8 protein-coding genes are annotated in these 14,366 nt (G+C 60.2%); all 8 read right to left on the reverse strand.

The annotated features are described in order from the left end of the window. Positions 1-20: 20 nt before the first annotated feature. On the reverse strand, positions 21-1,889 hold the full coding sequence (locus AC0J41_RS24135) for a c-type cytochrome (RefSeq protein WP_025108550.1): 1,869 nt from the start codon (positions 1,887-1,889) through the stop codon (positions 21-23). 158 nt (positions 1,890-2,047) lie between these two features. Next, on the reverse strand, positions 2,048-5,500 hold the full coding sequence (locus AC0J41_RS24140; protein WP_025108549.1) for a GMC oxidoreductase: 3,453 nt from the start codon (positions 5,498-5,500) through the stop codon (positions 2,048-2,050). Positions 5,501-6,445: 945 nt separating this feature from the next. Further along, on the reverse strand, positions 6,446-7,012 hold the full coding sequence (locus AC0J41_RS24145) for a GNAT family N-acetyltransferase (protein ID WP_473013783.1): 567 nt from the start codon (positions 7,010-7,012) through the stop codon (positions 6,446-6,448). A 60-nt stretch (positions 7,013-7,072) separates the two neighbouring features. Further along, positions 7,073-7,996 (reverse strand): YncE family protein, encoded by a 924-nt coding sequence (locus tag AC0J41_RS24150; RefSeq protein WP_473013784.1) that lies wholly within the window; start codon positions 7,994-7,996, stop codon positions 7,073-7,075. 195 nt (positions 7,997-8,191) lie between these two features. After that, positions 8,192-8,962 (reverse strand): electron transfer flavoprotein subunit beta, encoded by a 771-nt coding sequence (gene etfB, locus AC0J41_RS24155; RefSeq protein ID WP_473013785.1) that lies wholly within the window; start codon positions 8,960-8,962, stop codon positions 8,192-8,194. Between the two features lie 15 nt (positions 8,963-8,977). Further along, complete coding sequence (gene etfA / locus AC0J41_RS24160; RefSeq protein WP_473013786.1) at positions 8,978-10,198, reverse strand: electron transfer flavoprotein subunit alpha; 1,221 nt, start codon at positions 10,196-10,198, stop codon at positions 8,978-8,980. Then, positions 10,198-12,147 (reverse strand): dimethylglycine demethylation protein DgcB, encoded by a 1,950-nt coding sequence (dgcB, locus tag AC0J41_RS24165; protein ID WP_473013787.1) that lies wholly within the window; start codon positions 12,145-12,147, stop codon positions 10,198-10,200. The genes etfA and dgcB overlap by 1 nt, the downstream gene beginning before the upstream one ends. Positions 12,148-12,301: 154 nt before the next feature. Next, positions 12,302-14,362 carry a dimethylglycine demethylation protein DgcA gene (dgcA, locus tag AC0J41_RS24170; RefSeq protein ID WP_064589569.1) on the reverse strand — a complete coding sequence of 687 codons (2,061 nt, stop codon included), beginning with the start codon at positions 14,360-14,362 and terminating at the stop codon, positions 12,302-12,304. Between the last annotated feature and the right edge of the window lie 4 nt (positions 14,363-14,366).

Genomic DNA, 14,366 nt, shown 5'->3' on the forward strand with positions numbered 1-14,366 from the left:
AATCCTCTATCCGTAAGGGCTCACAGGGTTTTCATGAATTCGATCAGCGCACGCTTGTCGTCGTCCGACAACTGCGTGCCATACAAGTGACCGGTGTTGTGGTTGCCCTCCAGCCGGGTGTCGTAGTTGAAGTCCGCCGAGGCCTTGGCCTGGGCACCCGTGGTGACGAACCCGACGTTGACCGGGTCGTACACGTCGGAGCCGGTGATGAACACGACCGGACGTTTTTCCGGCGGTTGCAGCAGGTCCCACAAAGTCGGCACCGAACCGTTGTGCAGGTATGGCGCACGCAACCAGACGCCGTCAGTCGGCGTGTTGCTGTAGCTTTGGGTCTTGCGATACGCACCGAAGTCGAACGGCGGTTTCTTGAAGGTATGGAACGCCGCCACCAGACCGGTGGTGAACGAGTCCAACCGATGTGGATCAGTGCCCAGTTGATCGATGTGGGTGGTGACCTGCCCGGTATCGGCACGCCCGAAGTCGTGACAAGCGGCGCAATTGGCCTCCCAGATCGGTTTGCCCTGGGCGACTTTGGCCTGATCCAGTGCCCACGGCCACGCCGGTGCCTTGTGCCCGAGCAGCCAGTTGGTCACGCGGTTGAAACTGGGCGGGAGCACCGACTCCGGCGTCGCGCCCACGGCCATGGCGGCGGCGTAGTTGCGTTCATGGATTTTGTTGTTATTGCCGTCCCAGTGCAGATACATCGATTCCCGCGGTTTCTGGTTCCACACTTGCGGCAGGTCGACAGTGCCGATGGTCGAGTCATCCGGGAAGCCGAACACCACCATTTTCGTCGGGTTGAAGGTGTCGGTGCGCCCCGGCCCCTGTTGCGGCCGCAGCTTCTGCCAGGCGTAGGCCTGCTTCTGCTTGAGCAAGGCGCTTTTCGCCATCGGGATGATCAGGTAACGGTTGTAGAGTTTCTCGAAGAAGCCCAGCTGGAATTTGCTGTTGATCGCCGCCATCACCGCGTCGGTGGTGAATTTCGGATCGCTGGCGCAATCGTAGGCGTACCACTGGAAGGCCTGCAGTTGCAGGGTGTTGGCCGGCGCGCTCGGCACGTTGACCGCGACGTCGCTGGCACTGGCGCGGTAGGAACCGGTGTGGCACAGCGCGCAGTTCGGCTCTACCGTCGGGTAGCCGATCTGCCGCTTGGCCATGCCGATCGGCAGGTCCTTGCCGTTCTCATAGAGGAAGCCGAAGACTTCCCAGCCGCCGGGCTTGGGCATTTTTTCCGGGCACATCTGCGGCAGCACGGCAAACAGGTAATACGGGATTCGCGCTTCGATGCCCAGGCCGATGGCGGCGTATTTGTAGTGATCCTCGTCCGAGGCGTATTCCTGCTCCGGCACCACCCGCAGCATCTGGTACCAGGTCTCGTAACCGATGAAACCGAGCACTGCCAGCACCACCAGTGTTCCGACCTTGAAGCCGTGGCTCTGCCATTGCCGCTTCCACGCCGCGCGCCATTCACGCCAGCCATCGCACAGCAGCGCCCATGGCCGGTTCTGCGGCGTGGTGCCGAGGTACAGCAAAATGCCGAGGATCAGAAAGAAGCTCAGATCGCCCATCAGCATCGGTACGAACACCGAGCCCTGGATGCTGGTATTGATCAAGTAGATCCAGAACACCACAGCAATCAGCCGTGTCAGTACGCACAGCCAGGAATGCACCACATAGCGCGGCGCGTTGAAGCCCGACGGCATGTAAAACACGCTGATGCCCACCAGCAGCATCCCGGCGTTTTCCAGCCATGGATCGGAAAGTTGCGGCGGCAGACCGACCACCGATGTCAGCAACCCCGGCGCAAACAGCGCAGGGATCGCGAACACCATGTTCATCGCAATGCCGATCCAGATGAAGCGTTGAAACCAGCGAATACAGGTATCCATGTCATCCATTTCCTTGTGCAGACCCAAGAGATACATCGCCAGACACAGCGCTTTCGCGAGCAAGCCCGCTCCCAGACTGGATTGGGGATCTCCCACCGACTGACACAAAAAACCTGTGGGAGCGAGCTTGCTCGCGAAGCGGTCGACTCGGTCCGACGTCAACCGAGGGCAGTTTTCTCCAGGTGCTCAAGGATGATCGGATACACATCCACCACCGCATTCTTGCCGAACATGCAGTCGATGTGGCCATAGCCTGGCACCACATGCCGGCTGTAGCGCTCCGGCCCGTGGACTTCGCACACTCGCTGGTAGGTTTTCAGCGTACTTTCAGGCAGATAACACTGGTTCTCCGCGCCGCTGATGAAGCAGATCGGCATGCTCAGCCGATCGAAGTGCGGCATGTACACATCGTTGCCTTTGAAATCCACCAGATGCCCTTTGCGCACGATCAGTGCCAGGTGCTCGAAGGTCTCGATGTTCGACTCGCCGAACAACTCATGCAGGTTGTCGTGCAGGGTTTCGTTGAGGGTGTCGTGGCGATACAGCGAGGCGTACATGAAGGTAATGCGGTGGCACACCGGATTGGTGCAATAACCCTGCGCCTCGATCCGTGCGTAGCCGTTGAGGGCTTTGTCGTAGAGCCGGTTGAACCAGTTCTCCTTGCTGTCGGCATAGGCGGTCATCGACTTGATACCGATTGCATCGAGCATCCCCGGCAGGTGCAGACCGGCCTTAAGTCCCGTCGCAGTGGCGACCACGGTGTCAGCGGCAATCTGCGAGCAGACCACCGAACGCACACCTTGCAGCCCCGCCAGCATCGACATGAAGAACGTCGTCGCGCCGTAGCAGTGCACCACGCACTGCACATCTTTGGCGTGAGTCGCTTGCTGAATTTGCGCGATGGCAGCCTTGAAGTCGTACTGGGCGATCTGGTCGCCGTTCCATTCCTTCTTGCTCGCCGGCAACAGAATGCTCACACGGAAATCCAGCAACCACACGTCGTAATCGTGCTTGCACAGGTACTCCAGCAGGTTGGTCTGGATGGTGTCGGTAGAAAAGATGTTCGAACCCACACCCAGGCCATGCACCAGCATCACCGGGCCTTTGCTGCCGGCCTGATAACGGGTCAGGCGCAGCTCGACGCCATCCTCGGTGGGGAAGAAATGCACCACTGGGGTGGGCGCATCCAGCGGCCGTTTCAGCCGTGGCGGCGCATCGGGGTTGAAGTAGATATCGCCAGCGAAGACCCCGCCGTAACTTTCCCAGAGAATCCCGGCGAAGAACTTGCCGAACCGCGCCAGCCCTTCGATGCGCTCACGCTCGTTACGCGCATTGAGCACTTTCATGGTGGTCATCTGCTTGGCGAAATCGGTCGGATGAATGTGCATCACCCCGGAGCCGATCACCTCGCCCGACTTGTCCGGCCCGCGATACAGCGTCACATAGAGGGTGCTGGTGTCGTGCCAGATGTTCAGCACGCCGTTGTCTTCCGGCACGGTTTTGAAGGCGCTGAAGAAATAGTCGTTGCCGTCCTCGGCGGTCAGTTTCATGTCGTACTTCATGTGCCGCGTATCGACCTGCTGCTCGAATTGCTCGAACAGGTTGAACACGCCATTGCTGGCCGTCAGTGGTTGTGGTGACAGCGCCGGGGCGATCACTGTGCCGACGATGGTCGCGGCGTGTTCCGGCTCCTTGATCATCCGGTTGAGGTCGTTGGCGGTAATGGTCAGGGTGAAGTCGATCGGCGAATTGTCCGCCTCGCCGCGTTTGGCTGCCGCTTCGTAGACTTTCAGGTCGGTGCTTTGCGCGGCAGTGAACGCCCGGGAGAAATAGCCCTTCATGGTTTCGGTGAACTGCACCCCGAGGGTCGGCGGCGCCACTTGTTTGCGCGGTGCCGAGGGCAGCGTGTAGTCGATGTGCCAACCGCGGTCGGCGGCCAGCAGGCCCATGTTGCGCTCGCTCACAGCGGAGATGGTCAGCAACGGATTGACCGCCAGCGACGTCGGGATCACCGCGCCGTCGGTCACGTACAGGCTGGCGTAGACATCCGTGCCGGCAGCGCCGCTGAACACCTGGCCCTTGTGATTGACCACGCCTTGCGCGGCGTCTTCGCCCATCACGCAACCGCCCAGCGGATGCACCGAAACAATGCTGTGCTTGAGCAATTGGGTCCAGATCGGATTCTCCACCCAGACCCCGCCCAATGCCTTGGTGCTCTGATACAGGCGTTCGTTGCCGAGCTTGAAGTTTTCCTGCTCGCCGACACCCGGCCAGTCGATGCGCAACTGGTCTTTGTTGTCGAGAATCATCCGGCCCTGGCCGCTGTCGTGGCTCATGATCAGGTAGGTCTGCATGTTGTGCAGCGCGCCGTGATACGGGCCGCGCAGGAAGCTTTCGGCTTCGCGCTCCTTGTAGCCGAGCTTGCCGCTGAAACTGTCATCGGTGGCCTTGCCGATCATCTCGGCGAACCCGGCCATGGCCGGCACCATCGGCCGGCCGAGAGCGCCAGGAATCGAACCTTCCTCGATGACCATGCGGCTGCGCCAGTCACCTTCGGTGCGCATGTCGATGACCGAGGTGATGCACGGGCCGACCGGTTGCAGTTCCTTGGCCGAATGCGCGCCGAAGCCGATGCCGTTGATGGTCTGCTCGCAGTTGTGGCCGAAGCCGAGGATGTCCCCGTTGCCGCTCATGTTCTCGCCTAGCTGGCCAGACATCACCAGGCCCTTGTCCCGCGAGCGCAGGAGAATTTCGGTAGAGCCGAGGGTGCCGGCGGAGACCACGACGATGTCGGCCTTCACAAACAGCGTCGGCGCCGAGAACATCTCACGCCCACTGTCCAGATACTGGAAGTGCACGATCCAGCCATCACCATCACGCTCCAGGTAACGCACCTCGGCCTGGCAGAAAATCTCCGCGCCGTGGTTCCAGGCGTCCGGCAGATAGTTCATCAACGTGGTGTTCTTGGCCTTGTTGTTACAGCCCGAGACGCAGTCGCCGCACTGGTTGCACGGCAGCTGCTCGACGCCGACATGGTTGAGGTTGTTCGGCAGCCTGTCGAAGGTCACGTTGATCGGCGGCTTGTAGAAATGCGCGCCCTGCTTGAGGTAGTCCGCGGACTTTTTGTTGGCGTCGAGTTTGGGCAGATTCGGCGCGGTGTTCGGATAGGGATTGGGTTTGAGCATTTCCCGGGCGCGGGCGTAACCGTCCTTGAGCAGCGTATCGCGGTGTTCACGCACCGCCTGCGGCCAGCGCGGGTCATCGAACACCCCGGGTTCCGGCTCCAGGGCAACGTTGGCGTTGATCAGCGAGGTGCCGCCGAGGCCGCAACCGACCACCACGTTCTGCTGGGCGTTGACGTGCAGATCGAACAGCCCGGTGCGCGAGCCGATATGGCCGTCCGGGTCGTGAACCTGTAGCTCTTCGGTCGCGGCAATCATGGTGTTGGGGTATTCACCGGGCTGGATTTCCCGCCCGCGTTCAAGCAGGCACACCTGCTTGCCGGCTCGGGACAGGCGCGACGCAGCAATGCCGCCGCCATAACCGGAACCGATGACGATCACGTCATAGTGTTCCTTGATCTCGCTGATGGGCGTTGCGATGCGTGTCATGAAGGTGTTCCTCTCTCAGGCAGATGGGGCAACTCTGCGGTTGCCTGCAATCAATGGACGAACGGGCACCTGGCCTCCGGGACGAGCCCGGCGACAGCACAGCGGTTGCAGCAGAGGTCGCTACAGACGAGCGTGTTGATTGGCGGCACGACGTAACGTGCGCTTGCGTGGCGAGGGGGGATGGCGGTGTGGGCGGCTATCCATCATGCGTTCTCCCAGAACCTGATGTGGATAAGTAATGGCTGTCCTTGTGCCATTGCAGTGAAGACAGCGCAGGAATCGAAGTCAAGGCAACGGTCTAGAACTGTATGAAATCTGATCAATTGCCGTTTGGACTATGACTGGCGGGGCCTGCGGGGTTCGACGAACAAGTTATCCACATAGCCACCCACAGCAAATGGGGGTAACTGTGCATGACTGCAAAAATAACTCGCTGATTTGTGAAGAAAAATCGTGACTTATCCTGAAGGACGGTTTGCGAAGCGCATTGGCTGTTTTTTGATCATTTGTTTGTAAGCCACGGTTTACATGATCTGTAGCGGATGGCGAACACGTTATCCACAGAAGCGCCAACAGAGATCGGGGGTAACTTTGCCTTGTCTGTGGAAAAACCCTCAAGGCTGTGAAAAATCAGTGTTCCCAAGACAACTCGTCGAACAAAAGCGCAGATTGAGCAATTATTGACCAACACTCTGTAAGCCACGTTTTATATGGCTCGCAGCGGATAGCGAACATCTTATCCACAGAAGCGCCAACAGAGATTGGGGGCAACTTATGCCGTTATCCTGAGGAAAAACCTCGGAAAAACCGCAACTTAGGCTGATTGTTTTTTGATCTGCGGGCTGTAAGCCACGATTAACGTGACTTGCAGTGAGGCGCGAACACCTTATCCACAGACTGACCAACAGGGATTGTGTGTAAACCGTCGTCAGTGGATAACCGGACTCAGGCGCGATGCATCAAATAGGCCTCACCCGTCACCCGGATCATCGGATGCGGTACCACCTGACAGGTCTTGATGATGCCGAAGCCATGTCGCTCATAGAAGCGCCGCGCACCGGTATTAGCGGCGTAGTCGATCAGGCTCAAGCCTTTGAGCGCGAGCTGATCTGCGCGGGCCTGGGCATGCTGGAGGAACTGCACGCCCAACCCTTGATTGCGCCAGCCTTCGTGCAGCGCGAGGCTGGAGATGTACAGCGTGTCCGCCACTTCCATGTCGGCGTAAGGTGCCAGCACGGGGTCGGTAGGCGGTGTCGGGTCTGGATCTTCGCGCATGACGTAGCTGTGCATCATGCCGACGACGCGGCCCTCGGCTTCGGCGATCAGGCAATTCTGCCAGGAAAAATCGACATCTTCGCGGGCATAGCGCCGCTCACCGACATCGAGCAGCGCCTCGCCCGGCTCCGCCAACTGACTCCAGATGTAATCCGAGGCCCCCTCCGAGGAAATCTGAAACAAACGCGCAATATCGCGCGCATCCGTGCGCCGGGCCGGTCGAAACTCAACGGTCATTCACTTGACTCCTTATGGCTTGAGCATTGTTTTAATCCGCGTTTGAAACCATCATGACAACTACGTCTGCAGCCTTAACGGAAAAATCGAAATACCGCCAAATTCCACAGAATAAAGAAATTGCTTCGTATAGTTGGTAGCAAGTGCTTTGGATGAAATGTTGATGTTTTCTACAACAATTCCGGTCTTCGCGTTGACGATTGATATTCCCGAGGGAAAAACTATCGAAGCATAGAACAATGTGCCTGACTCGTTGAATACGATGGATCTTGAATTCGCAACAGGGTGTCGAACCACCACATTTTGAGTCAATGCGTCAAAGACGGAAATCTCCTCACCCCCACCTACATATACCAATGCTCTAGCCGAGTCCATGGCAATTACCGCAGGCCATCGAGTTTCCAAAACAGGAGTGACAACAGAGGTATTGAGATCAACCGCTGTAACGCTACTCTCATTGTAAGTCGCAACAAATATCCTTGATCCGCCCGGGCGGACCACTAGATCTGTAACACCTGGCCCAACAACCTTCTTTTCAATCTCATCCGTGAGAGTGTTTATAACGTACAAGCTTTCAAATGGTTCTCCCCGGGCGGCAGAGTCCTTCGAATAGTCCGCAACACCGACATAAAAAAATGTCTCGTCCGGGCTGAAAGCCAAACCACGCGGACCTGGAAGCCCATTAATGTGTTGAACGCTGTAGTCAGCGGTATCCACATGGAAAACCGACGTTTCAGTGCATCCGTAGAGGCGAGACTCGTCTTTATTCAGAACCAGACTTTCGGGAAAGTCTCCCACTTCAACAGACCTGATGAGCGACTTTGATTCAAGATCGACAACATCCAGACTCTTGTAGGACCAATTAGCAACGTAAGCAATAGACCCGCTTTTATTGACGACAATATCCTGAGGATTCCCCTCTAAAGGGATATCTACCGCCTGCGAGCTGTTTTTTGACAATGATTCAGCATTCAAATTAATCATATCCATGCTCTCTGGGTCGCTCGGCAACTATTGCCGCGCCATCAACCAGATAACACCATTTTCCTGTGCTCATTCCTACTGTCAGATCTGACAGGAAATAAAACAGAATAGATATGCTTGAGTAAATTTTAATAGCTAAATCTGCTTATGACTTTTACATTCCTTGAATAAAGTCGAATCGTAAAACGTGGTTAATCAACGAATCACACCTTCCTCGATCAACAGTTTAAGAATGGCCTCGGCACCCGCCTGCGCAGTCAAGCCCTTCAATACTTGTCCACCGCCACCACTGGCCTTGGCCGTCGCCGCCTTCATCCGGTCCGCACCGCTCTTGGCTTTGATCACTTTCAACCGTTTAGGCCGTGGCTTGGCCGGTTGCAGGTTGGCGACAGCGAGAAGTTCATCGTCAACAACCTCAACGTCATCCGCCTCCAGCACCCCACGACGCGCCGGGCCATAGGCACTCTGCCGAGGCTTGGGTGCGGCGTTATCCACCGTCGCCAGGAAAGGCAGCTTCACCTTCAACCGCCGCCGCTGCCCGCGCGGCAAGGCTTGCAGCACCAGCGCCGAACCGTCGTTGATCGACTCGACCTGCGCCAGCCCCACCACCAGCGGCCAGCCCAGCCCTTCGGCGAGCAGAAACGGCAGCATGCCCGAGCCTTCGCCGGTTTCCGCCTGACTGCCGGTCAGCACCACCTGTGCACCGGCCTCACGCAGATAGGCAGTCAGCGCCGGCAAGGCATCGGCGCCAGCCGGTTGCTCCAGCACATGCATCTGTTCCAGGCCCATGCCCAGATAGGCACGCAGCGCCGGCTCGGCGACATCGCCGGCATGCAGCACTTGCAGGTTATCCCCCGCCAGCTGCAGGCCCAGCTCAACGGCACGCGCGTCCTGTTCGGCGCGGCGTGGCCGGCCCGAGGTCGGGTGGGCGCCGATGGAAACCAGGCTGATGACATTGGTGTTCATAACTGTGTCCTTCCCTTAAGCCGCATCGCGCTTGGCGTCGTTGCGGTAAGCCGCCACCGCCGCGATCAAGGCTTGAAGAATCTCCGCGCTCTCGCCGATCACCGACAGGTCGGCGCGTTTGATCATGTCGCAACCCGGGTCGAGGTTGATCGCCACCACCTTGTCGCAGGCACCGATGCCCTGCAGGTGCTGGATCGCCCCGGAGATACCCACAGCCACGTAGACCCGCGCAGTAACCCAGGTGCCGGACGCGCCGACCTGGCGATCACGGGCCATGAAGCCATCGTCCACCGCCACCCGCGAGGCGCCTTCGGTGGCGCCGAGTGCGGCGGCCGTTTCGTGGAACAGTGCCCAGTCCTTGACCCCGTTGCCGCCGGAGAAAATGAACTCGGCTTCGGCCATCGGAATCGCCGCCGGGTCCACCGCCACCGCACCGAGATCCTCGATCCGCGACAAGCTGCGCGCCACCGTTGTGGATAACTCCACCGAGAGGACTTCGTGACGGGTTTCGCTGACCGGTTCTGCGCATTCGGCCGAGGCCAGAATCAAGCGCGCGACCGGGCGTGCCAGGTCTTGCAGGCCCGCACCGGCGCGGCCGATGCATTCCTGATCCTTGACCTGCCAGACCCGCGTCGCCGGGCGTTCGCCCAGCGCAGCAGCAAAGCGTCGACCCAGTTCGCCGCCACCGCTGCGGCTGTCCGGCAGCAACCAGTGGCGCGGATTGAATTGGTTATCCACAGCCCGCAGGCCCTGCACCCGTTGCTCCGGTGCATAACCGCTGAACTCATCGCCTTCCAGCACCAGCAAACGATCAACGCCAGCCGTGGCAAAAGCGGTCTCCTTGTGCTCGCCGAATACCACGGCCAGCACTGCGCCGTCCCGGCCAGCCAGTTGATGAGCGAGGCCCAGCAGGTCGCGGTCATGGCTGCTCAGGCGGCCACCGACCATGTCCGGCACCACGCTGATGTAGAACGCCGGGGCGGGCACCTGATGCAACGGCAATTGCACTTCAACCGTGGCCGAGCGTTTGACCGCCCCGCCCTGTTGCGCGCCGCTGCGGTCGATCCGCTTGATGCCATTGGGGCCGATGAAACCGATGCCGTGCAGGTTCTTGCGGATGATGCCGTTGGGGCCCATCCAGCTGTGCTGCGCCGGTTGCATGGCCGCGTGCAGCGGGTGCAGACGGTTACGGGCAATCCATTCGGCGCGTGGATCGCGGCGGATAATGTCGCTCATCAGTGGGCCTCCGCAGGTTCACGTTTGGCCGGTGCGGCAGGCTTGTTCGGCGCGGCGTCTTCGAGCAGCGCGTCGGCCACCAGTTCGGCGATGTCCTTGATCAGCGGGCGTGGTTCGACCACACCTTCAAGCATCGCCGTGCACTGTGGACAACCCACGGCCACCAGTTCGGCGCCGGTCTCGCGGATGTCCTCCATGCGCATGTCGGGTATCCGCTGCTTGCCCGGAATGTCGGTGATCGGCGCACCGCCACCGCCGCCGCAGCAGCGCGAACGGAAGCCGGAACGCTGCATTTCCTTGACCTCGATGCCGAGGGCACGCAGCACTTCACGCGGCGCCTCGTACTCGCCGTTGTAACGGCCGAGGTAGCACGGGTCGTGATAGGTCACGCTGTTGCCTTTGTGCTGACCGAGGTTCAGCGCGCCTGCCTGAATGATTTCCGCCATGTAGGTGCTGTGGTGCTGCACCAGGTAGTTACCGTCGAAGGCGCCGTACTCGTTTTTCAGCACATGGAAGCTGTGCGGATCGCAGGTGACGATGCGGTTGAAGCTGTATTTGGCCAGGGTCTGGATATTGCGTTTGGCGAGTACCTGGAAGGTCGCTTCGTCGCCCAGACGACGGGCCACATCACCGCTGTCGCGTTCTTCCAGGCCGAGTACGGCGAAGTCGACTTTGGCCGCTTTCAGCACTTTGACGAACGCGCGCAAGGTGCGCTGGTTGCGCATGTCGAACGCCCCGTCGCCGACCCAGAACAGCACGTCGGTGGACTTCTTCTCACTCAGCAGAGTGAGGTTCAGATCCGCTGCCCAGTTCATCCGCCCACCCGGGGCGAAACCGCCAGGGTTGTCGGTGGCGATCAGGTTTTCCAGAACCTCGGCGCCCTTGTTCGGGGTCGCGCCTTTTTCCAGAGTCAGATGGCGGCGCATGTCGACGATGGCGTCGACGTGCTCGATCATCATCGGGCATTCCTCAACGCAGGCGCGGCAGGTGGTGCACGACCACAGGGTCTCGGCATCGACCAGACCGTTAACGATCGGTTGGTGCGGGTTGCCGCTGTGCTCGCCCACAGGTTTGCCCGGATAAGGGCTGCCCGCAAACTTGGCATCGGTGCCGCCAGCGAGGCCGACAACCATGTCCTGAATCAGCTTTTTCGGGTTCAGTGGCTGACCGGCGGCGAAGGCCGGGCACGCGGCTTCGCATTTACCGCACTGCACGCAGGCGTCGAAACCGAGCAGTTGGTTCCAGGTGAAATCCTTGGGTTTCTCAACGCCCAGCGGTGCACTTGGATCATTCAGATCCAGCGGTTTCAAACCGGTCGAACGGCCGCCGCCAAAGCGCTCGGCGCGGCGGTGCCAGGCCAGGTGCAAGGCACCGGCGAAGGCGTGCTTCATCGGCCCGCCCCAGGTCATGCCGAAGAACAATTCCGACACGCCCCACAACACGCCGATGCCAAGAATGACCGCGAGCAGCCAGCCGCCGAAGTTCTCCGGGAGGATCCCGGCCACCGGCAGGGTCACCAGAAAGAACGAGGCAGAGAACGCCAGCAGGCTTTTCGGCAGGCGCATCCACGGGCCTTTCGACAGGCGCGCTGGCGGGTTGAGCCGGCGCCGATACACGAAGATCGCGCCGACGAACATCACTGCCGTCATCAGAAGCAACGCATAACCGAGGACACGGTTATGCAGGCCGAACCCGTGCACCAGAATCGCCAGCACAATCGACGCCACCGCACCGCCCGCCGTGGCGACGTGGGTGTTGGCGATGTATTTGTCCCGCGCCACCACGTGGTGCAGATCGACCATATAACGCTTGGGCATGGCGAACAGGCCGCCGATCAGGTCGACCTTCGAGGCCCGGCCCCGACGCCACATGGCCACCCGCCGCAACGCGCCCAGCACCGCAAGGGCCAGGGCGGCGAACAACAGGATTGGAAGAAGGGTGTTCAACATGGTGAAGCTCCCACCAGTACAGCCTGGAGAAACACGGTCTGCATTACTGTGGGAGCGGGCTTGCTCGCGAAAGCGCTGGATCAGTCAGCTCATGCAGAGCTGACAGAATGCATTCGCGGGCAAGCCCGCTCCCACAGGGGTCATGTGCAAGTCCTTAGAAGTCCTTGCACAACCGCAACGCGTCATAGATCGCCGCATGGGTATTACGCTGCGCCACGCAATCGCCGATGCGGAACAGCAAGTAGCCGTCACCGGTGGTGCTCAACGAAGGCTGCGGCTTGATCGCGAACAAGGCATCGATGTCGATCTGGCCCTTGTTGCGCGAACCGTCCTTGAGCCCGTAATACAGTTCTTCGTCCGGACGCACGCCGTTTTCCACCACCACCTGATCGACCACCCGCTCCTCTTTGGCGCCGGTGTATTCGTTCTCCAGTACCGCCACCAGTTTGTCGCCTTCGCGGTAGACCTTCTCCAGCATCATGTCGCCGGTCATGATCACTTCTTTCGGGTACATGCTGCGGTAGTAGGTCGGGAACGACGTGCCGCCAATGGCCACGCCCGGCTTGATGTCGTCGGTGACGATCTCGACCTGGCTGCCCTTGTCGGCGAGGAAGTCGGCGACCGACATCCCGGTGAACTCGCAGATGGTGTCGTAGACCAGCACGTTCTTGCCCGGCGCGACCTTGCCGTCGAGCACGTCCCAGCTGCTGACCACCAGCCCTTCGGCGGCGCCCCAGTGTTCGTTCTGCTCAAGGAACGGATGCCCGCCGACCGCCAGCACGACCACGTCCGGACGCAGATCGAGAATGGTCGCCGCATCGGCGGCAGTACCCAGACGCAGGTCGACTTTCAGCCGCGCCAGCTCCAGCTGGAACCAGCGGGTGATACCGGCGATCTGGTCACGTTGCGGCGCTTTCGATGCGGTGGTGATCTGCCCGCCGATGAATTCCTTCTTCTCGAACAGGGTCACGTCGTGGCCACGTTCGGCTGCCACGCGTGCGGCTTCCATCCCGGCCGGGCCGGCACCGACCACCACGACCTTGCGTTTCGGCCCGGTGGATTTCTCGATGATGTGCGGTACGCCCATGTATTCACGGGAGGTCGCGGCGTTCTGGATGCACAGCACATCCAGCCCCTGGTACTGCCGGTCAATGCAATAGTTGGCGCCGACGCACTGCTTGATCTGATCGACCTGGCCCATCTTGATCTTGGCGATCAAGTGCGGGTCGGCAATGTGCGCGCGGGTCATGCCGACCATGTCGACGTAACCGCCTTCGAGAATGCGCGTGGCCTGATTCGGATCCTTGATGTTCTGCGCGTGCAGAACCGGTGCCTTCACGACCTCTTTGATACCGGCCGCCAAGTGCAGAAACGGCTCCGGTGGATAACTCATGTTGGGGATAACGTTGGCCAAGGTGTTGTGGGTGTCGCAACCCGAACCGACCACGCCGATGAAATCGATCATGCCGGTGTCGTCGTAATACTTGGCGATCTGCTTCATGTCCTCGTGGGACAGGCCGTCCGGGTGGAATTCGTCACCGCACAGACGGATGCCGACGCAGAAATCGTCGCCGACTTCCTTGCGCACCGCCTTGAGCACTTCGAGGCCGAAACGCATGCGGTTCTCGAAGCTGCCACCCCACTCGTCGGTACGCTTGTTGACCCGAGGGCTCCAGAACTGGTCGATCATGTGCTGGTGCACGGCGGACAGTTCGACACCGTCCAGTCCGCCGGCCTTGGCCCGCGCGGCCGCAGTGGCGTAGTTGCCGATCACCCGCCAGATTTCTTCCGGCTCGATGGTTTTGCAGGTTGCGCGGTGCACCGGCTCGCGGATGCCCGAAGGCGACAACAGGGTCGGCCAGTGCTCGCCATCCCAGCGCGAGCGGCGGCCCATGTGGGTAATCTGGATCATGATCTTGGCGCCATGCTTGTGCATGGCGTCAGCCAGATTCTGGAAGTGCGGAATGATCCGGTCGTCCGCCAGGTTCACCGATTTCCACCAGCCTTGCGGACTGTCGATGGCCACGCTGGAAGAACCGCCGCAAATCGCCAGGCCGATACCGCCCTTGGCTTTCTCTTCGTAATATTTGACGTAGCGGTCGGTGGTCATGCCGCCGTCAGTCGCGTAGACCTCGGCGTGCGCGGTGCTGAGCACGCGGTTGCGGATGGTCAGTTTGCCGATCTGGATCGGCTGGAACATTGCTTCGAAAGCCATGGCG

This window comes from Pseudomonas sp. Arb-4-2C (assembly GCF_055755015.1).